Below are 24361 nucleotides of genomic sequence, written 5' to 3' on the forward strand. Positions count from 1 at the left end.
GGTCGGATTGGGAACAAACAGGATTGAAACGAAAGGAAGTTTGTCATGGGAGCATTCGACATCGACGAGCTGCGTAGGCAGCTGGGAATGGAACGAAAGGCACAGCAACCCACATCGCAACCTGCGACACAACCCGCACAAGACCCGGAGCAGGCCAAGGCGGACTGCATCGCCCGCTGCCTGCAGCTGGTGCGGGGGTTCAACGCCGAGGCGGACGCCCGTGGGCTGAAGCGGGAACGTCTGACGGTGGGCGACCTCGGCGTGTTCCGCGCTGATGACATTCCGTGGCCCACACAGCAGGAGATCTCCGGACGAATCTTCAAGAAGGTGGTCAGGGAGTGGGGCGACTTCCACACCGTCGTGTATTACCAGAGCAACCGGAATCTCCCGCAGTACAACATCGACGTGCAGTTCAGCGCCGTGATCGCCCCGGATGACAGCTGCTACATAGGCCACAAGCGGGTCGACGCAGACAGGTTCGCCTATTACCTCGCCAAGATCTGCGATTTCGACAAGGCCAAGGCGGAGGCGCTGATTGAGGCCGCGCTGCAGGGGAATCCCTGCGTCACCTACGAGTATCCGAACACGCTATGAAGTGATGCGACGGGCGGGTGTTGCGCCTGCATAGCGATGCGGAGATTCCGGCCGAGGCAACGGTCCTCGGGGTGGTGGTGTCCGGATTGTCTCCTGATGATGATTCGTGTTTGGTGCCGGCTTTGTAGACCGCGAACGCGGACGCTATGAAGATCAGGACGAAGATGACGCCTTATCGTTACCGCGAAGCATCACGCACCCAGACGCGGATGGTTCCGGCCTGTTCCGATTCGCCCAGGCTTTCTCGGATGTCCGCGGCACGGAGGGCCAGGATGCGCCACTCATCGCCTTGCGGAGCCGATTCATGCAGTATCAGCGCCAGCTGGCCGGCCGCTCGCGCCTGCAACGGAAGATTCGACAGCCGGGTTGCCTCGGCCAGCGCGCTTCGTGCGAGCGACAGGGCCTCATCCGCATCGTCCGCATGCTCCGCGATCGCAAGAGCGGCGTTGATGCGTTCCGCGGGCTCGTCCGCCTTCCGTGCGCATGCCTGCCATTGCAGGGCCTGCTGATAGGCACCGGCTTCGTCCCCCGCTTCGGCGCGGCCCATGGCCAGCAGCTCGTGAATGCGGCATTCGGCTACGATGGAGCGCAGGTCCTTGGTCGGCCGCACCCACACGTGGTCGATCGTACGTATCGTCGGCAGCGCTTCTGCCAGCGTACGTTCCAGCTGCACGGTGTCCTTTGCCTGAACGGCCTGCGCCGCCGCTTCGAACAGCAGCCGGGACACGCCGTACGCATCCAATTGACCGTCGTCGCGCAGGGCGAGCGCCTTGCGGAACATGGCCCGCGAAGCTGCCCCGGGGTTTGAATCGGACTGTCGCAGCAGCTCGGTGGCGATGGCATTGGCTCGATTCACCGATGGCGGAACGGTGAGAGGCACCGCCTGACTTCTGGCATGGTTTTTCGCACGCGCATTCTCTTCGCGCTCCCGTTCGGCGTCCTGCACGGTGAACGGGTTGCCGACGCGGTCGGACGGCATGGACAGGGCCGCCAGATATCCCATCCAGTCCCGGCCCGGGGAGACGATCCATCCGACCGATCCGTCGTCCAGCATGTGCATCGCCACGATCGTGTCATACGGCAGTGTGTCGAGGGCGGCCATGTTGCGATCGCGCACGCCCAGCACGTCCAGCAGGATCGTGATGCGTTTGCGGGACCGTTGTGCGTCCACCGGGGGCAGCAGAAAAACGCATTTGCCCAGCAGGTTCCATTCGCGCAGATGGCTGATCTCCCATGACAGGGATTCCGTTTCGCCCACGGTCATGATGATGCGGGACGCCCGGTGGGCCGTCAGACGGATCGAGTCCTGCCAGTCGTCCATGTTGAAGTAGTTTCGCACGGCCCCGGCCCGTGGCAGTTGCTCACCGGGACGGCCTACGGTAATCACGTTGCCTCGGCCGAGCAGCATAAGCGTGATCATCTCCTCGAACGGGGCTCTCGGCCACAGCAGCAGACGAAGCCCGGAATCGACGTACGGGGATGGCATGGACAGCCGATCGTCCTTGAAGGAGCGCAGATACAGCACCGTGGATTCGTTCGCCTGCATGTTGAATTGTTTGGTGGCGAACCATTCCTCGGCGCGTGCGCCTATTCGCATGATCGCGTAGGCCAGTCCCGTTGCCAGCCACATCAGGGCGCCCGCGATGACGGTCAGGGGGACGTCGTCCAGCCTCCCAATCATTGTGGATGCGTTGGAACGGCCTGCCGTGGCTACCGCGACTGTGCGCAGGCCGTCCGATGACAGATAGCATGGCAGCAGCGCCACGAACATCGGCGCCGACGCCAACAGTCGGGATAGGATGTGGATGGCCTGCTGGACGGGGGTCCTGACGGGGCGGAAGGCTCCCGTCAATGTATGCCGGGCCACCGCATCCATGCCGACGTTCGTGATCCACGGCAGCGCAAGCGCCCCTATGAGAGCTGGCGTCCATGCCGGAACTCCCGGCAGCAGCAGCATCAGTCCCAGCGCCGGTATGACGGCGAACGGCAGTAGTATGCGCAGCATCGTGGTCGCCCGCATGAACGGGAAGATACGTTCCGCGCGTCCGGCATCGACGCCTTGCAGTCCGTGTTCGGCCGCGGATGCGATTACGGCGTGGTACGGCTCGCCGCCACGGACGCGATACCGACGGTGTTCGCGGCTGCTGGCCGACCCTGTGGTGGTTATCGCATGTACGAATGCGACGATGAGCAACAATACGATGACGGCCATGCGTCGCTCCCATCCGGACCATATGGCGGTCCGATCGACGATTCATGATCAATTGTCCCATACATGCTCGGGGCGTCAGGGTCTCCGATGGCCGGATTGACGGTCAACGCACGTGCTTGACGTATGAGGTCGAATGGGAAGCGCGGTATGAACGTGCGGTCGTCGCCGGCAGTCAGGTGCCGGGCGTGCGGGCTTCTACGAGATGGGACGTTCCGAACGCGGCATACGTCGCCATGATCGTGCTACGATACCGCTTTGTCTGAGGCAGTTGCCTCCCCCTTCTTCTGTTGCATACCACACCGCATTCAGTTTTTCGTATCCGTATGCGCCCGTTTTGCGACATATCCCCCGTTGACGGATATCGCGAACGGCGCGCGATGGCATCGTGCGCTGAGGAAGGATAATAATGTCTACTTTCTTCCCCTCACCCCATCCTCAACGGGTGTCCGACGACGAGGAAGCACGATGGCTTGCGGATTATGCGCTGTCGGATAAGCGCTCCAGACCACTGCTGGTCATCACATGCCCCAAGGGCGTGTCCAAACCGGAAATCGATCCCGATCTCGTGTTCGCACTGACCGGCGACGTACTTGACATCGCCGTGTTCGGGTCCAATGCCAATGTCGGTGGAATCGATGCGTTCAACGATGCGTTGGCGAAACGCGGCCGCGCGGCCTACGGCGTCTATAATGGCGCGGTTCGTTTCTACCCGACGTTCTCCGAAGATGCCGATCATGCGCAAACCGTCGACGTGCTGCCCGAGGCGCCTTTGTATTTCGTCGATACGAAACCGCATCGCGAACATGCCATCGACGATCTGACCGGTAGACTCGTCTACGCCGGTCTGCTCGACAGCAAGCCCCGTCCCGACCTTGTTGCACAAGTGGCTCAGGGATTCAATGAACGAAACCGATACGCCAACGTGGCGGAGGGAGAGAACCGCTATCCCGCACACATCATCCGCAACGCGGACCAGACGCGAGAACTGATAGGAGTGCTGCTGTCGAAGAAGCGCATGATGCCGATTGTCGTCGTAGCCCAGTCTGATCAACGGCCGAATCCGTTCGTCGACGTCGATCTGATCTCCAACGTACTGCATGATCTCGCTCTGGTTGCGGTGCTGCGTTCCGATGAATCGGTCGCCGAATTCAAGCGGCGCATTCCCCGCCATGCCTGGGTGTTCGGCGATGCCGGCCGTGTGTTTCCCGCCGGCGTGAAATGGAATGATCCCGACTCGCCGCCGCGTCTGTTCCTGCCCAATGAGCATGTTTCCCGCATGCTGCTCACGAATCTCATGATGAAGGACGCGCTGATCAACGTCGCTGATACCCTGCGACGGCTGAGTTCCCTGAAATGACGGGAACGCCGGCATCCCCGCGCCCGCGGACGGCACTCACCGCGACGTCCTGCGGGAGATCAGTGCGACGATGCCGAGGGTGACGACGATGACCGCGGCCGCGACGGCGAAGCTGCCGGTCATCGCGGATTCATAGGCGCGGGAGGCCGTCTGCCGCATCAGGTCTCCCGCCGCGCCGGCGAGGTCGGCCGCCCGCCGGAAGTCCAGCGTCACGGAACCGGCGGTTTGCGGGTTCAGTCCGGCGGATCGTGCGAGATCGCGGAACCCCGTCGCATACAGTCCGCTTTGGACGCTGCCGAAGATCCCCACGCCGATGATGGATCCGAATTGGCGGAACACGGTCAGCAGACTGGAGCCGGCGCCGGACCGTTCGATCGGCACCCGGCCCATGGCCCAGGTCAGCATCGTCGGCTGGCCGGCCCCCAGTCCGAGTCCGGCCACGATCTGGCCGATCAGCATCGTCGATTGTTCCGCCGCTTCGCCGGGCCAGCACATGGCGGCGCCGATCGTCAGCATGCCGGCGGCCAGGCATCCCAGAGCCAGCATGCTCGTGCCGCGCGAGCCGATCCGGGAGACGATCCGGTCGTTCGCCCGCGCTCCCGCAATGGAGGCGACGACCAGCGGCATCAGCAGCATGCCGCCGACCAGCGCCCCATGACGCAGCACCGTTTCCAGATAGGCGGGCATGATGAAGATGATGCCGTACATCGAGAAGTTCAGCATCATCAGCGCCGGGGCGCATGCCGCGAACGAGGGGTCCCTCATCAGGCCGAGTTCCATCAGCGGGTTGCGGGACGTCCGGTCATGCAGCACGAATCCCGTGATCAGCATGCCGCCGATCGTCATCGGAATCCACGCGTTCGCGGCCAGTACGCCGTGCTGGGCGTTGACCAGACCGGCGGAGAACAGGGTGAATCCGGCGAACATCATCGCCACCGACGTCCACGGTATATGCAGCGGCCGGGATTTGCCCGACCCGTCCGACCCGTCCGACCCGTCCGATTCGCCCGATCCGTTCGTCGGCGGAACGTTCATGCGGATGACCATGATCACGGCGAGGAACACCACCCCGTCGAACCCGAAGATGCCGCGCCATCCCAGCGTCGCGGTGAGCACTCCGCCGACGAGCGGCCCGAACGGCACTCCCAGCGTGCCGGCTATCGCCCACGCGGTCATGGCGCGGGACAGTCCGGGGCCGCGGAACAGAATGCCAAGCAGCGCCTGCCCCATCGGGATGACCACGCCGGCTCCGGCTCCCATGATCGACCGGGAGACGAGCAGCACCGGCACGTTGCCGGACATGAGACCGATCACGGAGGCGGCGACGAACAGGCCCAGTCCGACGAGCATGGTCTTCAGATGACCGAGCCGGTCGCCCATGAATCCGGCCAGCAGCACCACGGCCGCGAACACGAGATTGTAGCTGGAGACGATCCACTGCTGCTCCGCCATGCTCGCCCCGAGCGATTCGGCGATGTTCGGCAGCGCCACGTTGAACGCCGTGGTGTTGATCATCATCACCAGTTCGGCCGCGCACAGGCAGATCAGGGAGCGGTTGAGGGTCCTTTCCTTCGCATCATGCATAAGCCAACCACCTAAGATACCAATAAGTTTCTTATAGCCGCATATGATTATAGAGAGACGTGGATAAGAAACGCCGTGGTATCTTGTAAAAAGCGGCATCATCAGATCATCTGAACACAGCACATGCCGCGTATGGAGATGACCCATGGAAGAGCACAGCGCACCGAAGCGGAAACGCCGCCGCGGCAAGGTCCTGGAAGAGGCCATTCTGGACGCCGCGTGGGAGCAGCTGTCCGCATGCAGCGCCGAGGAATTCACCTTCGACAACGTGGCCGCCAGAGCGCACACCAGCAAGCCGGTGCTGTACCGTCGATGGCCGAACCGTACGGAACTGTTCGTGGCGGCCGTAAGGCGGCATCGTGGCCGCGCCGCCATCGAGAGGCCGGACACCGGCACGCTCAGAGGCGACGTCATCTCCATTCTCCTGCAGCTCAACAGCAAACAAGCCGACGCGGTGATGGTACTGGCCAAGTTCGGCGTCTATGCCGACTGGCTCGGCGTCAGCGCGCACGAACTGTACGAACGGACCATGATGAGCGACCGGCCCAGCATCATGATGGCCATCGAAAACGCCCGGACGCGCGGCGACATCACCTGCGAGCTGCCGGAATCGCTGCTGCGCATGCCCGGGGAGCTCGGCCGCGCGATCATCCTTCGTGACATGAGGCCCCTATCCGAAGCGGATATCATCGCCACGGTCGACGAGCTGTTCCTTCCTCTCGTCGACCATTACGAGCGTCTGGCGCGGGCCACCGGCGACCGGTAACGCGTCGGGGGGTATCGGCTGGCATCGCAGTCGGAAGCCATTGCGGTCGGTGCTGCTGCGGTCGAAACCACTCCGGCCGAAAACCATGCCGGATCATCGGCGTCTTCTGACCGCCAGCGCCACGGGCAGTACGGCCGTGAATCCGAGACACATAACGGTGATGGCGGTATACAGTATCAGGGCGGCGTTATCGCCTTCCACCACGTACCGGCTCGGATCCGCCGGATCATACCGTACCGTCACGGCCTGTCCCACCTCGTATCGCGGCGGGGACGACGCCACCGAGGCCCGTTGCTCGTAGGACCGTCCGTCGACGCCATATCGGAACACCGGCGTCCAGGTATCCGAGGAATCCTCTTCGTCCGGGTCGGCCGGATTGAGGATCATCTGCGTCACGATCCCGTCGGTGATCTCGGTGCAGTCCGCACGCAGCCGCAGTTCGCCGACCAGCGTCCCGGCACTGGCCATCAGCAGGATCGCGCCGATCACGCTGAACCATCCGCAGATGATGGCCCACGACCATCGGGCCCAGAAACCACGGTCGTCTCCGCCGCCGTGGCGGGGGCGGTCCGTACCGAGGACCGTGCCTTCGGCCGATTCGGATACGTCGGAAGTCCCATGAGTGTCCGTATTGTCTGATGCCATGATTCCTGCTTTCCGAGATCTTCTGCGATACTGCATGCAGGGGACGGTACCGTGGTGAAAGGAACGGTTGATGCCAAGCGTATCAGACAGGGCATCGACGGCCGGGACGGGAAGGATCGGATGACGATGACTGCGGATCATCAGGACACCATGACGCTGATCGAGGCGATGAGGGCGCGGCACGCGGTGCGGAAGTACCTGCCCCGACCGATCGAACGGGACGTGGCCGACGCGCTGAACGAGACGATCGACGCATGCAACCGAAAGAGCGGACTCCACCTCCAACTGGTGCTGGACGAGCCTCGGACGTTCGGCGGACTGGTCGGCAGAACATCCGGCTTCTCCAACGCGAACAACTATCTGGCGGTGATCGGCCCCGACACCGACCATCTGGAATTCGACGCGGGATACTGGGGCCAGCATGTGGTGCTGCGGGCCCAGCAGCTCGGCCTGAACAGCCGCTGGGTGGCCGCCACCTACAAAAAGGTGCCGGAGGCATGGCGGGTGGACGCGGGGGAGCGGCTGCTGCTGGTGATCGCCCTTGGCTACGGCGCGAATCCGGGCAGGCCGCATCGTTCGAAGTCGCGCGACAGGGTCATGAAGGTGGCCGAGGGGCTGACGGCGCCGCAATGGTTCCTGGACGGCGTGGACGCGGCCCTGCTCGCGCCGACCGCGATGAACCAGCAGGCGTTCACGTTCACGCTCGCGGACGAGCGCACGGTCCGGCGTGCGCCTGGTTCCGGATACGGCACGAACATCGATCTGGGCATCGCCTCGTACCAGTTCGAACTCGCGGCCGGCATCGACAACTTCGACTGGGCGGACTGACGTTCCCGAATGGCGAGCCGGGTTGGTGAGCGCTCACATCGGGCGCTATCCTAAGGTTGTCCAATCTTCGCGGCGGTGAAACGGCCGCGCTCACCACAGAGGGAATACGTCCATTGAAGAAAAGTCTGCTGGCCATCGCCGCCGGAGCCTTCGTGCTCGGTGCCGCCGAATTCGTGATGATGGGCATCCTGCCCGAGGCCGCGTCCGCCACCCACGTCTCCATCCCGACCGCCGGACACTTCATCTCCGCGTATGCGATCGGCGTATGCGTGGGCGTGACCATGCTCGTGTTCGGCCGCAAGACCAGTCCGAAGCATCTGGTGATCCTGTTCATGGCCCTCGCCCTGATCGGCAATGCCATGAGCGCGGCCGCGCCGAACGCCACGGTGCTCGTCATCGCCCGATTCATCGCCGGCCTGCCGCACGGCGCGTTCTTCGGCACCGGCACGGTCATCGCGAAGGCGCTCGCCGACAAGGGGCAGGAAGGCAAGGCCGTATCCGTCATGGTCACCGGCCAGACCATCGCCAACATGTTCGGCGTCCCCGCCGGCACGCTGCTCGCCGAATACCTCGATTGGCGTCTCGCCTTCGTGATCCTCGCCCTCGGCGCGGGCCTCACCATCGTCCTCACCCTGGCATGGATGCCGCGCATCCCCGCCGTGCCGGACGCCGGTCTCGCCGGCCAGTTCCGGTTCCTTGCCAAGCCCGGTCCGTGGCTGGTGCTCGGCGCCGTGTTCGTCGGCAACTCCGGCGTGTTCTGCTGGTGGAGCTACGTCTCGCCGTGGCTGCAGAAGACCGGCGGCTACGATTCGCGGTTCGTGCCGCTGCTGATGATGCTCGCCGGCTTCGGCATGGTCGTCGGCGGACTCGCCGGCGGTCATCTGGCCGACCGATGGCTGCACTCCGTCACCGCGGCTGTCGGCCAGGCGATCTCCGCGGCCGGCCTGCTCATGGTGTTCCTCGTTCCCGGCAATCTCGTCACCTGCGCCATCCTGACGTTCTGGATCGCGTTCGGCCTGTTCTTCATCAACGGACCGCAGATGCTGCTCATGGCCGACGCGGGCAGGGGCGGCGGCGAACTGATCGGCGGCGCCGCCGTGCAGATCGGCTTCAACGGCGGCAACGCCGTCGGTTCGCTGATCGGCGGCATGGCGCTGAACGCATCCGGCATGAACTACCACGTCACCGGTCTGGCCGGTCTGCCGTTCACCGTGGCCGCGGTGCTGCTGCTGGTGGCGTTCGCCCTGCGGTTCGAGCGCAGGGAGCGGCTTGCCGGGCAGACGCTTCGGTAGCCATGCTTCGGTGGTCGTATTTCGGTGGCCATGTTTCGATGGCCGGGTGTGGCTGTGACCGGATGCGTTATGGCCGGGTGAGCTACGGTCGGCCACGTCGCACGGCCGTCGCCAGCGCCCGGATGTTGTCCGGCGTGGTGCGGCAGCATCCTCCGATGATCGAGGCGCCGGCGGCGACCCACTCCGGGGCCAGCCGGGCGAGATCCGCTCCGTCCGGATTCGGCGTCCACGTCTTGGTGTCGGGATGGTAGACGTCGCCGTTGTTCGGATAGACGATGATCGGCTTCGTCGTCGCGGCACGAAGACGTTCGATGGCGGGGGAGACCAGTTCCGGCGGCACGCAGTTCACCCCGATCGCGGCGATCCGGGGATTTTCCTCCAGCTTGGCGACGGCACGCTCGATCGCGGTGCCGTCGCACAGATGTCCGGCATCGCGCAGGCTGAACGACACCCAAGCCTCATGGTCCGGAAACTCGTCGGCCAGTAGCCCGGCCAGTGCCCGCACCTCGCCGAGGTTCGGCATCGTCTCGAAGGCGAACACGTCCACGCCGGCGTCGGCCAGCGCCCGCATGCGCGGCCGATGAAAATCCCGGTATTCGGCGTCGGCCAGCGCGTAGTCGCCCGTGTATTCACTGCCGTCCGCCAGAAACGCCCCGTACGGGCCGACGCTGCCGGCGACGATCAGCGGCCTGTCCGAGTCCGGCTCGCCGGCATGCGCCGTTCGGTATTCCTCACGCGCGGCGATGGCTTCCGTGACGGCGATCCCTATCAGCCGTTCGGACTCCTTGGTCGACAGTCCCAGCCTTTCGAACGCCGGGACATTCGCCTGATACGTATCGGTGGTGGCGATGTCCGAGCCCGCTTCGAAATAGCTGCGATGCACGTCGCGTATGGCGCCTGGTCGGTCGAGCAGCGCGGTCGCCGACCACAGCGCGTTCGCCGTGTCCACGCCGCGTTTCTCCAATTCGGTGGCCATCGCGCCGTCCGCGACGAGCGTCGGATGCGTGGCCAGTGCGTTCCCGAGAATACCGTTCATGAATGCCATCGTAGGCGCCGAGGTGGTTCGATGATGGGACTGATATCGAGTTGTGAGGCTTTGCTGTTGCGCACTTGACGGATTTCGATTGATTTCGACGGTTTTTGCGGGGTTTTAGGCCTATTTTGGGACGTTGTCGGATTTCAAAGCCTCACAACTCGCATAACGGGAACATATGAGGCAATTATCGGCGGCCGATTGGTACATTGGAGGGTGATTCGGCCGCAATGCGACGGCGCGGCCGGGAGCGGAGGAGATGAACCCATGCGGCGACCGATCATGACGAACGAGGCGTTTCTGCGCATGCCGTCCGAGCCGGCGACGCAGAACGATCTGCCGACGGGGGAGGATCTGCGGGATACGCTCGAGGCCCATGCGCGCGAATGCGTCGGCATGGCGGCCAACATGATCGGCGTGTCCAAGCGCATCATCGTCTTCGCCGACGAGCTGACCGGGCGGAACATGGTCATGTTCAATCCCGGGATCGTCGCCAAGGCGGAGCCGTATGCGGCGAGCGAGGGATGCCTGTCGCTCAAGGGGGAACGCGAAGCCACCCGGTACCGGCGCATCACCGTCTCCTACCGGGATCGCCGGTGGCGCGAGCGCACGGCAAGGTTCGAGGGATTCACCGCGCAGATCATCCAGCATGAGATCGACCATTGCGACGGCATAATGATCTGACGGATACCAAGATACGGGGGTGTGGTCATGGCGCATGACATCAGTGAGACAGGCATCGGCGAATCGGGCATCGGCGGAGCGGGCGGGTCCTCGGACTACCGGCTCCCCGAGGGATTCGAGCGCTGTTCGAAACTGCGGCCGGTGACCGCGGCGAGGACCGCGCTCGACCGGGTGCGCGCCATCGTCGACATCCTCTACTCCCCGGGCGGCTGCCCGTGGGACGGCGAGCAGACGAACCGCTCGCTGCTCAAGCCCCTGCTGGAGGAGACCTACGAGTACGTCGACGCCGTGGAGACGGGCGATCGCGACAACATGCGCGAGGAGCTGGGCGACATGCTCCTGCAGTCCGTGTTCCAGGCGCGGGTGTGCGAGTCGGACGCCGACGACCCGTTCGATATTGACGAGGTGGCCGACCGTCTGGTGGACAAGCTCATCACCCGGCATCCGCACGTCTTTGCGCCAGATGATGGGACGGAAGCCGGCGGAACCGGAGCCGATGGAACCGGCGTCGACGGCGCGTCCGAATCGTCTCGTACCGATTCGCCGCAGGAGGTGCTCGCTCTGTGGGAGCGGATGAAACAGCGGGAGAAGCACCGCCGTTCCGTGCTTGACGGCATTTCCCGGGCACAGGGGGCGTTGCCGCGGACGGCCAAGATCATGTCTCGCATCGCGAAATCGAAGCATGCGGAGGATCTGTTCGCCGTGGTCGATCGGATGACCGACGGCATGACGGAGGCGGCAGCCACGACGAAGTCCGACGCCTACGCGGACGAGATCATCGCCGCGGTACGCCGCGCGCAGCATGACGGCGTCGACGTGGAGTCCGCATTGCGCAACCGTCTGCGTGACGTCGAAGCGGCGATCACCGAGACGGAGCTGACATGGTCGGAGCGCGACGGACATCGTGACGGATACGGGGAGACGGCGACGGGTCGGACCGGTTCGGGTCGGACCGGGAATGCGGGCGGGCATGACGCTCGCGAAGCCGTAACCGTGGTGATCGCGACTCGATCCGTCGAGGACAAGGCCGGGAACGGTGCTAATGGTGCTGACGGTCATGACGGTCGGTCCCACGGCTCCGCACTGGTCAGTGCCGTGGAATCGGCGCTGCGACAGACGATCCGCCCCGAAGCGGTCATCGTGACGGACGACGGATCAGCCGACCCGGAAACGATCGGTCGGGAAACGACGGACGCGATAAACGAGCTCTCCCGTCGTGGGGAAACGGACATTCGGATCATCCGCCGAACCGACGCCAACGTCGCCGCCGCACTCAACGCGGGCATCGCCGCCGCCACAACCCCGTTCGTGCTGGTCCTCGACGGTCATGACCTGCTGAGACCGGATTTTCTGGCCAGCACCCTGCCCCTGCTGTGCGACGACGACACCGCGGTCGCCGCGTCGGGCTGGATCTCCTGCTTCGGTCTGATGGACGGCGAACTGCGTCCGGCCGGCGGAGCGCTCGCCGACTTTCTGGCCTATGACCGCTGCCCCGGGACCTGCCTGATCAGGTGGGACGACTGGCTGCGCTGCGGCGGCTACGACGACGGCATGGAGTCCAGCGAAACCAATGCCAGCAGCGGGGGATTCGAAGGCTGGGAGTTCCATCTCCGGCTGCTCGAACACGGCGGACCCCACGCGCATGTCGCCGTGGCGGAACGACCGCTGATCGACCACGAGGTGCTGCCCGGCGAATCATATGCGGCATACGCCCGTAGCCGCACCGCCGCGCTGAAGCACATCGTCGAACGGCACCGCGAATCCTACGCCGAGAACGCGGACCGCGTCGTGGCCGATCTCGACGCTCTGGCCGGCGAACGCCTGCACCTGTGGGAGAACGCCGTGCAGACCCATCCCGAACTGCGCCAGCACTCCATGCTCACCCGGGAATGCCTCGAACATCCCGGCTACGGCGACGGAGGCGTGGAGGCCGCCGCCCGCATCAACCGCGCCCGCTGCTCCGTCCCGTACTATGCCGCCGACGTGCCGTCGGGCAAGGTCTTCTGATCCGGGAAAGGGGAGCCGCATGAGCGAGTCGGATGCGTTGACGCTCGAGGATCTCAGACAGGGCATGGCCGTCGCAGGTCTGGTCCCCGGCCAGATCGTGACGGTGGTGGCGACCATGCCGGTCGGCGATGACGCCATCGACCTGTTCTATACGACGGCCGACGGCGGTACGGGCCGGGAGATCATCGACGCCGATACGGTCGAGCGACTCCGTATCGTGCAGTCGGAGCATGACGGGCCCCGATTCGACGCCGACCCGGACGAATTCCGTTTGGCCGCCGAGGCGTTGCGCATCAGGTACGCCGCGCTGTATGACCCGATGGCGGCGGTATACTCCTCGGACATCGATCCGCTGCCGCATCAGATTCGCGCCGTGTATGAGGACATGCTGCCGAAGGTGCCGCTGCGGTTCCTGCTGGCGGACGACCCGGGCGCGGGCAAGACCATCATGGCAGGCCTGTACGTCAAGGAGATGCTGTTGCGTTCGGCGGCCGAACGCGTGGCCATCGTCTGCCCGGGAGGATTGGCGGAGCAGTGGAGGGACGAACTCGCGCAGAAGTTCTCGCTTGATTTCGAGGTGTTCGACCCGGCGATGCGGTTCTCATCACCGTCGGGCAATCCGTTCCGGGACCATGACCGGCTTATCATCCGCATGGATCAGGTGGCTCGCAACGGCAGGCTGATGGGCATGATCGGCGAGGTGCGTTGGGACATCGCCATCGTGGACGAGGCGCATCGCATGAGCGCCCACTTCAAGAACCAGTATGGGGAGGTGGATCGCACCAATCGTTTCCGTCTGGGCGAGCGACTGGCCGAAACATCAGAAAACCTGTTGCTGATGACGGCCACGCCGCACTCCGGCAAGGAACAGGATTTCCAGCTGTTCATGTCGCTGCTGGACCGGGACCGGTTCGCCGGACGGTACAAGCCCGCGCGTCATCGCCGCACCGACACCAGGGGATTGATGCGCCGTATGGTCAAGGAGGACCTGCTCACCTTTGACGGCAGACCGTTGTTTCTCCGGCGTCGCGCGGAAACCGTGGCCTATGAGCTGTCGGCGGGCGAGGCGAGCCTGTATCGGGATGTGACGAACTACGTGCGTTCGGGGATGAACGCGGCGAACCGGCTGCTGCAGGCCGATGGCCGACGGGCCAACAGCATTGGCTTCGCTCTGACGATTCTGCAACGTCGGTTGGCTTCCAGCCCCGAGGCGATCCTCCGGTCGCTGATCCGCCGTCGTAGCCGGCTTTCGGAGCTGCGGCGTCGCATCCAGGAGAATCCCGAGGCCATCGCGACCATGTTCGAGCCGGCGGGCGACGCTCCGGTTGACCTCGACGAATATGACGACATGTGGGAGGAGACCGACGAGGGCGCTCAGGGCCGGCTTGAGCTCGAGCTTGATCAGGTGGTGGATTCCGCCACGGCAGCCCGTACCGAGCAGGAGCTCTCCGACGAGATCGACGTGCTCGACGATCTCGTGGCCAAGGCCAAGACCGTGCGCATGGCCGGTGTGGACGCGAAGTGGTCGCAGCTCGCCGACATTCTCCAGCATCATGTGCTGGACTCCGGTACGGCCGAGTCGCCGCATAAGATGATCATCTTCACCGAGCATCGGGATACGCTCTCTTATCTGGAGAACCGCGTCGCCTCGCTGCTGGGTCGGCCGGAGGCGGTGACGGTGATCCACGGCGGCATGGGTCGTGACGAACGCAAGGCCGTGCAGGAGCGGTTCGTCAGCAATCCCGAAGTCCGTATTCTGGTGGCCACGGACGCCGCCGGCGAAGGACTGAACCTCCAGCGGGCCGATCTGATGGTCAACTACGATCTGCCGTGGAATCCGAACCGCATCGAACAGCGGTTCGGACGCATCCACCGCATCGGTCAGCGGCGCACCTGCTTCCTGTGGAATCTCGTGGCGAAGAACACCCGCGAAGGCGAGGTGTACGGCAGACTGCTGGACAAGATCGAGACGATGGGCCGGGCGTATGGCGGTCGCCTGTTCAACGTGCTGGGAGAAGGCAGGGCGTTCGACGGCAAGCCGCTCAAGGATCTGATGATCCGGGCCATCCGGTATGGCGACGACCCGCGGGTGCAGGCCCAGCTCGATCAGGTCATCGACAGCAGCGTGCGGCAGGGATTGGATGAGCTGGTCAGCGAACGGTCCGCCCATCCGGAGATGTACCCTGGACTCGACGTGCGCGAGGTGCGCGAGCTCATGGAAAGGACTCGCGAACGCAAGCTCCAGCCGGGGTATGTCGCCGCGTTCTTCCTGCCGGCGTTCCAGCGGCTTGGCGGCACGGCACGTCAGCGTGAGACGAACCGTTGGGAGCTGACCCATGTGCCATCCGTCATCCGAAGGCGTGCGGAGCGGCTCGACCGTCATCGTATGGTCGCGGACGCCTATGAACGCATCACGTTCGAGTCCGGGCGAGTGCGCATTGGACACGGCAGACCGGACGCACTGCTGATCGCGCCGGGAGTGCCGTTGCTGGATGCCGTCACCGATCTCATCATCGACCGGTACGGCGAGGCATTGGATCGCGGCACCGTGTACGTGGATCGCACCGATACGCAGCCCGACGAGCCGACGCTGATGGTTGCCGCGGAACAGACCATCACGGATTCGAACGGCGATGCCGTATCCCGGCACTTCGATTACCTCCAGCTCGGAGAGCATGGCGAACCGGCGTTTTCGCAGGCGCCGCCGTATCTGGACTACGACCGGCCGCGAGATGAGGAACGAGGTGCCGTCGACCAGCTGCTGGATTCGTCGTGGCTGCACGAATCCCACGCCGATGCGATGCGTCGCATGGTGTACGAACAGGGCACCAAGCCGCGCCTCTCCGAATTGCAGGCCCGCAAGAGCGCGGAGAACGAGCATGTGCTCGCGCAGGTCAGGAGCCGTCTCAATGCGGAGATCGAGTACTGGTATGGCGAATGCAACAAGCTTCATGACGACGAACTGCATGGCAAGAAGAACCGGCGCATGACCGCCGGTCTCGCCATGAAGCGTGCCGGGGAAATGGAGGAACGGCTCAGCCAGCGGGAACGTGAACTCACCGAGGATGTGCGACTACGCGCCAGACCCGCCGTCATCCGTGGCATGGCGCTTATCGTTCCCGAACGGCTCGTCTCGCACTCGTCGCCGATGACGCAGTCCCGGCAGTTCGCCAAGGACACCGAGGAAGTGGATCGCCGTGCCGTCGCCCTGACCATGCGCACGGAACGGCTGCTGGGCCATACGCCCATGGAGATGCCGCACAACAACAAGGGATTTGACATTCGTTCCGTCGATGCGCAGGGGTACGTGCATTTCATCGAGGTCAAGGGGCGTATCGACCTGCCGGAGGCCGACACGTTCACTGTGACGGCCAACGAAGTGGCATTCGCCCAGACGCAGGGGGAGCGGCATCGGCTCGCGCTCGTCCGGGTCAGCCCCGACGGGCCGGAGCATGATGCCGTCCGATATGTGTCTCACGCATTTGACCACATCAGTCCAGCACAGTCCACCCGCTCGTTCAACGAACGATGGGCCGACTACTGGGATCGGGGCGACGTTCCAGTCGTGGCGGTTACGGGAATCCGCTGATAGGTGAGGTTGCACGTACAATAATTTCATTGAATGCTTTTGCGGATGCGGATTGGAGGGAAAGCATGTCCACCATGACATTGAACATTCCCAATGTGGATACGGCGCGATATGTCGATGCTGCGAACGCCGCTCGTGCGGCGGGCATCGATTTCGACGAGTATCTGCGTCATGTGATTGATACGTTCGCCCAGCGTGACGACATCAAGGGCAGGGTGCCGCATACGTTACCGACCGACACTGTGCTGCACACGGACGAGGATTTCGACGCGTTCGAACATGAGGTGCTAGGCGATGCTTGACGTCGCCTATTCCGCATTGGCCAAGTCTGATCTGAAAAGACTTGCACGATACCGGCGAGACTATGCTTCGGAAGTCTTGCGTATCATCCGCGAGGAATTGCGAGTGAACGGTTTCGTGTCGGACGTGTATGCACCGCATGTTCTGAATAACCCGAATGGGCATTATTCCGGATACATGGAATTCCATGCGTTCGATGACGTGCTGGTATTGTATTATTCTCCCTTTCCGAACGGATTTGTGAGGATTCAGCGGGTGTGCACACATAGAGAACTTCACGATGGTGTATTCGGGGCGGAATGGCCGCGATTCTGATCATGTATGGAATCGCATCAAAAGAAGAAAGGTACAGAGACATATGGTGACGGAGACGCCGCGTAGGAAGAAGCTGATCGAGACGGGGATTCCGTTGAAGACCATTAATAAGGAATCCGCCCGCGAGAAGTCGCTTCGTCATGGATTGCCGTCCACGCTTCACCTCTACTGGGCCCGACGTCCTCTGGCCACCACGCGGTCGATCCTGTTCGCCCAGCTGGTCGATGATCCGTCCGCGCATCCGGATAGGTTCCCCACGGTCGAGGCGCAGGACGAGGAGCGCGGCCGTCTTCATGAGCTGATGGAGCGGCTCGCCCACTGGGAGAACGTCAACGACACCAACCTGTACCGTCAGGCGCATCAGGCCATCATGGATTCCACGGGGGGGGGGATTGCGGTACTCGACCCGTTCGCGGGCGGCGGTTCGATCCCGCTCGAAGCGCAGCGACTCGGATTGGAATCGCATGCCTCTGATCTGAATCCGCTGCCGGTCATCCTCAACAAGGCACTGATCGATTTTCCGGCACGATTCCACGATAGGCCGGCCGTCAACCCCAATTACAAAGGCGATATCGGCTCCGACGCCGCCGGCATGGCCGACGACATCCGCTACTACGGCAAGCTCCTGCGCGACAAGGCATTCGCCAAGGTCGGCCACCTGTACCCCAAGGTCAAGGACGAACACGGGACCGAGCACACCGTCATCGCATGGATCTGGGCACGCACCGTCACCAACCCGAACCCGGCCAACCCGGTACAGGTGCCGCTCGTGCGCTCGTGGTGGCTCAGCAAGAAGAAGGGTCACGAGGCGTGGGTTAAGCCCATCATCGAAGACGGGAAGATCCGCTACGAGGTTCAGCACAACGCTGACGGGCCTAAGGGGAATGAAGAAGGTACCGTCAATCGTAAGGGTGGCATCTCCATAGCCGATGGTACGCCGATTGATTTCCCTTATATTCGTGAAGAAAGTCGCGCCGGACGTATGGGTGCACAGCTCATCGGCGTGGTCGCCGATGGTGGGCGCGGACGCTTGTATCTATCTCCGGACGCTCAGCAGATTGCGGTTGCGGCATGCGATAAGCCGGCCGATTATCCCAATGGCGACATTTTCGATTGGCCGGGACGCATCAACGTTTTCCGATACGGCATGACTGAATTTGCCGACCTGTTTACGAATCGGCAGTTGACGGTGCTGACGACGCTGGCGGACACTGTGGCCGAGGTGCGCGAGCAGGTGCTCAGGGACTCGCTGGCCAAGGGCATGCCGCAGGGCGAGCCGCTGGATGCGGGCGGCACCGGCGCACAGGCGTATGCGGACGCCATCAGCGTGTACTTGTCCCTCGCCGTCAGTAAGCAGACCGATTATTGTTCTAATCTTTGCAGTTGGCATACAACTGGAGAGAAAATCAATCATGTTTTCACTCGTCAAGCCATTCCAATGGCATGGGATTATACGGAGGCTAATCCGTTTTCAATTAGATCTGGTAATTATCTAGGACAAGTCAATTGGGTGGCCGAGGCCATTCAGAATGTTCCTGCCCAACCTCAAGGAGAGGCGCAGCAGGCGGATGCAGCTACGCGAGACTATGCGAACGTGGTGGTATCCACGGACCCGCCATATTATGACAACATCGGGTACTCCGACCTGTCCGACTACTTCTATGTGTGGCTTCGTCGCATGCTGAAGGATGTATTGCCGTCTACGGTGCGTACCATGCTCACGCCGAAGGCGCAGGAACTGGTCGCCAACCCATACCGTCATGGCGGGAAGGAAGGCGCGGCCGAGTTCTTCGTGGACGGGTTCAATCATGTGTTCGCGCATATCCGCGACACCGCGAATCTTGACGTGCCGATGACCGTGTACTACGCCTACAAACAGCGGGACACGAAGAACGGTGGTTCCACCGGCTGGTATGCGCTGCTTGACGGTCTCATCAAGGCTGGTTGGGAGATTACGGCTACATGGCCGGTACGCAGCGAACTTAGTAATCGTTTGATCGCCAATGGTAGTAATGCGTTAGCCTCTTCTATCGTCCTTGCCTGCCGCCCGCGTCCTGTCGACGCCCCTTCGGTGACAATGCGCATCTTCAACAGCGTGCTGCGTTCCGAGTTGACCGAGGAGCTCAGGACCCTGATGGCTTCGGGCATCGATCCGGTGGATCTGAATCAGGCGGCCATCGGCCCCGGCATCAGCGTGTACTCGCGCTATTCGCGCATCCGCGAGGCGGACGGCATCGACATGCCGGTGCAGAAGGCGTTGGAGATCATCAACCGCACCGTCGACGAGGTCATGGGTGACGCGGATGCCGATTACGACGCGGACACCCGTTTCGCCGTGAAATGGTACCAGTCGTACGGCTGGGCGCAGGAGAACACGGGCATGGCCGACCAGCTGGCCCGCTCCTGCGGCACGTCCCCCGATGCGCTGGTCCGCGGAGGCATGTTCGAGGCCTCCGGCGGCAAGTCCCGTCTGCTCACCCCCGAGGAGCTGAACGACGAGCACTGGCATCCGCTGCGGGACGACCGTGTGAGCCTGTGGGAGGCATGCATCCGCATGGCCGGCATCCTCGACGCCAAGGGCGTGGACGCCGTCGCCCCGGTCATGGCCGAAGCCGGAGAGATCATGCCGCTGGACAACATCCGCGCACTCGGATTCCGCATGTATCACGAGGCCGAGAAGCGCAAGGACACCGAAGGCGCCATCCGCTTCAACAACCTCGTCTCCATGTGGGACGACCTAGACCAGATGTCGTCCAAGGAAACCGTCGTCCGCCCCGGCGTGCAGGGCGAACTGGACATGTGATCGTTTCGGGATCAAAGGAGTTCCATCATGGCAATGAACAACAGGGATCGCGTCGGCAAGGCGTTCGACTTCCTTTCCGAAGGACTGCTGGACCCGGTCGACGACGTGATGCAGCGCGTGTACCGCACGCCGGATTGGACCGGCGCATGGGCGCTCGCCGACCAGCACAAGTACGGTACGCCGTTGCGTACGCTGAGCAAGAACGACGTGCAGGTGCAGCTGCGCGCCATCACCGAATACGGGCGCGAGTTCAACGGCATCCTCTCACGCGCTCAGCAGTCGTATGCCTCCGAGCTGCGCGAAACCCGTAACCAGTGGGCGCACAGCCAGCCGTTCACGTCGGACGAGACCATCCGAGCCCTGAGCACCATCGAACTGCTGCTGCGGGCCGTGGACGCGCCGGACTCGGCCGACGACGTGCGCGGTCTGCGCGACACCCTGCAGCGCACCGTGTACGAGGACCACACGCGCAAGGCCAGCCAGCGCAAGATCATCTCCGTGGACCCCACGCAGGGCATGAAGCCGTGGCGCGAGGTCATCACCCCGCATACGGACGTGGCCACGGGCCGGTTCACCACATCCGAATTCGCCGCGAACCTGTACGATGTGGCGATCTCGAAGACCGCGTGCGAACCGGGCAACGCGTACGGCGACCCGGTCGAATTCTACAACCGCACCTACCTGACCGAAGGCCTGCGTGACCTGCTCACCCGTGCCATCCGCCGTCTCACAGGCGACAACAGCGGCTCGCCCGTGGTGAACCTGCAGACCAACTTCGGCGGCGGCAAGACCCACTCGCTGCTCGCGCTGTATCACCTGTTCGGGGAGCGATCGGTCGTGAACCTGTCGTCCGACGTGCAGAACCTCGTCGCCGGACTCGGCGTATCGGCGTGGGATCCGGGTACGGTTCGACGTGCCGCCATCGTGGGCGACAAGCTCAACGTCGCCAAACCCAGCGTCAAGCCTGACGGCACGCAGGTGCATACCATCTGGGGCGAGCTCGCATGGCAGCTCGGCGGTGCGGAAGGCTACGCGATGGTCGCCGAAAACGACCGGGCGGGCAAACCGCCGGCCGATTCCCTCAATCAGCTGCTGCGCCGGTACAGCCCATGCCTCATCCTCATCGACGAATGGGTGTCGTATGCACGTCAGCTCGTGGGCCGTGACGATCTGCCCGCCGGCACGTTCGACGACCAGTTCACCTTTGCCCAGACGTTGACCGAGGCCGCGGCCTCGGTGCCGCACTGCATGCTCGTGGTCTCCATTCCCGCATCCGAGAACGGCGGCAAGGCCTCCAACCTGGAAGTCGGCGGCGAAAACGGTCAGGAGGCGTTGAAACGGCTGCAGATGATCGTGCGCCGCAAGGCCGACCAGTGGCGGCCCTCCACGCGCGACGAATCGTTCGAAATCGTGCGCAAGCGCCTGTTCGAGGAACCTGATGCGGAAGCGCAGGCGCAGATCGCGCTCACGGCCAAGCGGTTCGTGGACATGTATCGCGCCGACCCGAAGTCGTATCCGACCGATGCGACCGGCACGGACTACGACAAACGCATCCGCGCCTCGTACCCACTGCATCCGGAGCTGCTGGACCGCCTGTACGAGGACTGGTCGAGTCTGGAGAGCTTCCAGCGCACACGCGGCGTGCTGACGCTGGTGTCGTCCATCATCCACGAGCTGTGGGCGTCGAACGACTCCAGTCCGCTGATCCTGCCCGGCAACGTGCCGTTGGACTCCGAAACCATCTACTCGAACCTCGCCCAGTACCTGCCGGACTCGTGGAAGGCCATCATCGACACGGACGTATCCGGTTCGCAGTCCACGGCCGCGCAGATCGACAACGACCGGCCGGCGCTCGGCCAGCGCGCGCTCACCCAGCGCATCTCCCGCACCGTGTTCATGGGCTCCGCGCCACGCGCCGGCCTGCCCAACCGGGGGATCGGCGTGCAGAACGTGTGGCTGGGCACCGCCATGCCCGGCGACGTGTACGGCAACTTCGGCACCGCCGTCAGCCAGCTCGAACAGCGATCCACGTACTTCTTCGTGGAAGGCGCCACCTACCGGTACAGCCTCCAGCCGTCCATCACCAAGACCGCGCGCGACTACGCCGACCGTCTGCGCGAGGACCCGGCCAGCGTCTACAACGAAATCGTCTCCCGACTCCAGTCGGAGGGCGCATCGGGCCATCGCGGCAAGTTCCGCCGAGTCTGCGTCGCACCGGATGGCACCGACGGCATCCCGGACGTCGATCAGGTCACCCTCGTCATCATGCACCCGAAATGGGCCGTCGCCAAGGGCGAAGGCGAATCGTCCGAAGCCAAGCAGTGGGTGCGCGACGCGATCGAACATCGCGGATCGGCCCAACGCGCCAACCGCAACATGCTCGTGTTCCTCGCCGCCGACCGCAATCTGCTCGGCTTCGCCGAGGACGCAGCCAGATCCTACCTCGGTTGGAAGCGCGTGACCGAGGACGAGGTGCGGCTCAACCTCACCCGTCAGCAGGTCGAACAGGCCAGAAACGCCGTGGCAGGCTTCGACAGGACGTTGAGCGAACGCGTACGCAACGCCTACTGCTGGTGCCTCTACCCCGAACAGCTCGACCCCAGAAGCGCCTACCGACTGGCCGACATGCGCATTTCCGACAGCGGCGGCGACTCGATGGCCGAACGCACCGGCAGCCGTCTACAGGAAGAGGACGCGCTTAGCGACCACTATGCGCCCGGCACGCTCGGCTACGATATCCACCAGTATCTGGCGTCCGCATTCGTCGACGGCGTGCTGCCGGCAAAGACGGTATGGGACTGCATCACCCGGTTCCCGTACATGCAGCGTCTGGCCGACCGCGAGGTGTTCGATCACGCCATCGAGGACGTGACCAGTGCTGCGATGACCGCCGATGACCGGTTCGCCGTCGCCTCCGGCCGTTACGAAGGATCCGGCCACTTCCAGAACCTCGTCGTTCCCGGCGTGACCAACACCTCGCAGAAGGCGGTGCATGTCACCGACTCCACGCTCATCGTGGACTGGGATACGGCGATGGCCGATCTGGAGGCAACTCGTGCGGAAGAGGAAGAGAGCCGAAACTCCCACGTCGAAACCCAGACGAACGAGCTCACCGACCCCGGTTCCGAACACGAGCGACTGACCGGCCGCCGCCCGAAACATGTCAGGCCGGGTGAACAGGGGAATCGAACGGAAGAGCCTTCGGAACCGTCAGGTTGCGTGATGCCAACGGTGGCCAAAAAGACCCGCTACTACGGCACCGTCAGCCTCGATCCGGATTCGCTCAACCGTGACCTCGCCCGCATCAACGAGGGAATCCTCGACCAGCTGCGGCTCGCCGGCGCCACAATCTCCCTCAGTCTGGAGATCCTCGCCGAGGAACCCAACGGCTTCGACAAGAACGCCATCCGCATCATCGACGGCAACGCCGGAAACCTCAACTTCGGCAACTCCGGATTCGAAGAGGACTGACAGTACGCTGCGGCCGGCATCATGGTACGGCCGGCCGCAACGGCAACCGCCTAGACCGTAACCGCCTAGACTGCGACCGCCTAGAACAGTCTCGGCTGTTCCGGGCGGATGAGCGGGGCGATGAGACTGCGGTCGTGCGGGCTGGCCTCCGGCTCGGGCAGGGGTGCGACCTCGTGGAAGCGAAGGCGGCGGGAGAGGTCGGTGCCGCGCTCGCGGACCGGTTCCAGCAGGGTGTTGCCGTCGATCGTGGGGTTCAGCCATGCGGCGGTCATGTCCGCCGGCACCAGCATGGGCATGCGGTCGTGCACGGTGGACGGCCCGTCGACGGCCGGGCAGGTGACGATCGTGGCGGTGAGCCTCCACGGGCCGCCGGCGGGATCCCGCCACCACGAATACAGTCCTGCCATCGCCAGCGTGCCTGCCATCGTCAACGTGCCGTCATGGGATCCGTTGTCAGGCGAGTCGCCGGACGCATCAGTGCCATCGTGTGCATGGAAGTCGGGCGCGTGGAAGTAGAACGGGCGGCGTCCATGCCACTCGTAGTATCCGGTGGCGGGGATGATCGCCCGCATATGGCGTGTGGATTCGGCGAACGTGGGTTTGCTTCCCGCCGACTCCACGCGGGCGTTGTATGTGGGGTAGGGCAGTTCGAAGGTCATGCTGTGGCGGGGGATGAGCGACCAGTGCGCTCCGGTCAGGTACCGCCGGCCGTCCCGTCCCTGCGCCACGAGCGCGATGCGTTGCCTCGGCGCGAAATCATACGATGGCGCCGGCAGGGCGGCGGCGTCGATCCCATCGTCGTCCACGTCGAAGAGCCGGGCGGCGGCGTCCCAGTCCAGATCAAGGGCGAATCGTCGGCACATGCTCCACCTCAGTCATCG

The 24361-nt window shown here is 63.9% G+C and carries 16 protein-coding genes and 2 pseudogenes; 13 read left to right on the plus strand and 5 right to left on the minus strand.

Annotation, left to right across the window (positions count from 1 at the left end; genetic code table 11):
* The first annotated feature begins 45 nt into the window (after positions 1 to 45).
* On the plus strand, positions 46 to 594 hold the full coding sequence (locus tag CSQ87_RS06950; protein WP_100513159.1) for a hypothetical protein: 549 nt from the start codon (positions 46 to 48) through the stop codon (positions 592 to 594).
* Between the two features lie 178 nt (positions 595 to 772).
* Here CSQ87_RS06950 and CSQ87_RS06955 read toward each other — a convergent pair whose 3' ends face one another.
* Entirely contained in the window at positions 773 to 2806 is a 2034-nt protein-coding gene (locus tag CSQ87_RS06955; RefSeq protein WP_100513160.1) for a hypothetical protein, read from the minus strand.
* 406 nt (positions 2807 to 3212) lie between these two features.
* Here CSQ87_RS06955 and CSQ87_RS06960 point away from each other — a divergent pair, with 406 nt between their 5' ends.
* Positions 3213 to 4163, plus strand: coding sequence for a hypothetical protein (locus tag CSQ87_RS06960; protein WP_133122363.1), 951 nt, complete (start codon positions 3213 to 3215; stop codon positions 4161 to 4163).
* 36 nt (positions 4164 to 4199) lie between these two features.
* Here the strand turns inward: CSQ87_RS06960 and CSQ87_RS06965 are convergent, their stop codons facing one another.
* Positions 4200 to 5747, minus strand: a complete 1548-nt coding sequence (locus CSQ87_RS06965; protein WP_165776782.1) for an MFS transporter — start codon at positions 5745 to 5747, stop codon at positions 4200 to 4202.
* Between the two features lie 145 nt (positions 5748 to 5892).
* Here CSQ87_RS06965 and CSQ87_RS06970 point away from each other — a divergent pair, with 145 nt between their 5' ends.
* Complete coding sequence (locus CSQ87_RS06970; protein WP_100513163.1) at positions 5893 to 6513, plus strand: helix-turn-helix domain-containing protein; 621 nt, start codon at positions 5893 to 5895, stop codon at positions 6511 to 6513.
* Positions 6514 to 6606: 93 nt separating this feature from the next.
* Here CSQ87_RS06970 and CSQ87_RS06975 read toward each other — a convergent pair whose 3' ends face one another.
* Entirely contained in the window at positions 6607 to 7158 is a 552-nt protein-coding gene (locus tag CSQ87_RS06975) for a DUF3592 domain-containing protein (RefSeq protein WP_165776783.1), read from the minus strand.
* 120 nt (positions 7159 to 7278) lie between these two features.
* On the opposite strand from CSQ87_RS06975, the gene CSQ87_RS06980 reads away from it, so the two are divergent.
* Together CSQ87_RS06980 and CSQ87_RS06985 are read left to right on the plus strand one after the other, a co-directional pair.
* Positions 7279 to 7986, plus strand: coding sequence for a nitroreductase family protein (locus CSQ87_RS06980; protein WP_207761114.1), 708 nt, complete (start codon positions 7279 to 7281; stop codon positions 7984 to 7986).
* Between the two features lie 113 nt (positions 7987 to 8099).
* On the plus strand, positions 8100 to 9278 hold the full coding sequence (locus tag CSQ87_RS06985; protein WP_100513165.1) for an MFS transporter: 1179 nt from the start codon (positions 8100 to 8102) through the stop codon (positions 9276 to 9278).
* An 82-nt stretch (positions 9279 to 9360) separates the two neighbouring features.
* On the opposite strand, the gene mmuM is transcribed toward CSQ87_RS06985, so the two are convergent.
* A complete protein-coding gene (gene mmuM, locus CSQ87_RS06990; protein ID WP_100513276.1) occupies positions 9361 to 10314 on the minus strand; it encodes a homocysteine S-methyltransferase in 954 nt (317 codons plus the stop codon).
* A gap of 264 nt (positions 10315 to 10578) precedes the next feature.
* Here mmuM and CSQ87_RS06995 point away from each other — a divergent pair, with 264 nt between their 5' ends.
* The 8 genes and pseudogenes from CSQ87_RS06995 (at position 10579) to CSQ87_RS07025 (ending at position 23480) form a co-directional block, all read left to right on the plus strand.
* Positions 10579 to 10995, plus strand: a complete 417-nt coding sequence (locus CSQ87_RS06995) for a peptide deformylase (protein WP_100513166.1) — start codon at positions 10579 to 10581, stop codon at positions 10993 to 10995.
* 27 nt (positions 10996 to 11022) lie between these two features.
* Positions 11023 to 11871, plus strand: a pseudogene (locus tag CSQ87_RS11150) (nucleoside triphosphate pyrophosphohydrolase); the annotation flags it as partial.
* 213 nt (positions 11872 to 12084) lie between these two features.
* Positions 12085 to 13002 (plus strand): annotated as a pseudogene (locus tag CSQ87_RS11155) (glycosyltransferase family A protein); the annotation flags it as partial.
* Positions 13003 to 13021: 19 nt separating this feature from the next.
* Positions 13022 to 16591 (plus strand): helicase-related protein, encoded by a 3570-nt coding sequence (locus CSQ87_RS07005; protein ID WP_100513167.1) that lies wholly within the window; start codon positions 13022 to 13024, stop codon positions 16589 to 16591.
* 65 nt (positions 16592 to 16656) lie between these two features.
* Positions 16657 to 16893, plus strand: a complete 237-nt coding sequence (locus tag CSQ87_RS07010; RefSeq protein ID WP_100513168.1) for a hypothetical protein — start codon at positions 16657 to 16659, stop codon at positions 16891 to 16893.
* Complete coding sequence (locus CSQ87_RS11320) at positions 16886 to 17206, plus strand: type II toxin-antitoxin system YafQ family toxin (RefSeq protein ID WP_100513169.1); 321 nt, start codon at positions 16886 to 16888, stop codon at positions 17204 to 17206. Before CSQ87_RS07010 ends, CSQ87_RS11320 begins: the two co-directional genes overlap by 8 nt.
* Before the next feature lie 43 nt (positions 17207 to 17249).
* On the plus strand, positions 17250 to 20009 hold the full coding sequence (locus CSQ87_RS07020; RefSeq protein WP_243388871.1) for a DUF1156 domain-containing protein: 2760 nt from the start codon (positions 17250 to 17252) through the stop codon (positions 20007 to 20009).
* 27 nt (positions 20010 to 20036) lie between these two features.
* On the plus strand, positions 20037 to 23480 hold the full coding sequence (locus tag CSQ87_RS07025; RefSeq protein WP_100513170.1) for a Swt1 family HEPN domain-containing protein: 3444 nt from the start codon (positions 20037 to 20039) through the stop codon (positions 23478 to 23480).
* 80 nt (positions 23481 to 23560) lie between these two features.
* Here the strand turns inward: CSQ87_RS07025 and CSQ87_RS07030 are convergent, their stop codons facing one another.
* Entirely contained in the window at positions 23561 to 24343 is a 783-nt protein-coding gene (locus CSQ87_RS07030) for an SOS response-associated peptidase (RefSeq protein ID WP_100513171.1), read from the minus strand.
* Positions 24344 to 24361 lie beyond the last annotated feature (18 nt).

The sequence above is a fragment of the Bifidobacterium simiarum genome (genome assembly GCF_002802905.1).
GTDB classification, from domain to species: Bacteria; Actinomycetota; Actinomycetes; order Actinomycetales; family Bifidobacteriaceae; genus Galliscardovia; species Galliscardovia simiarum.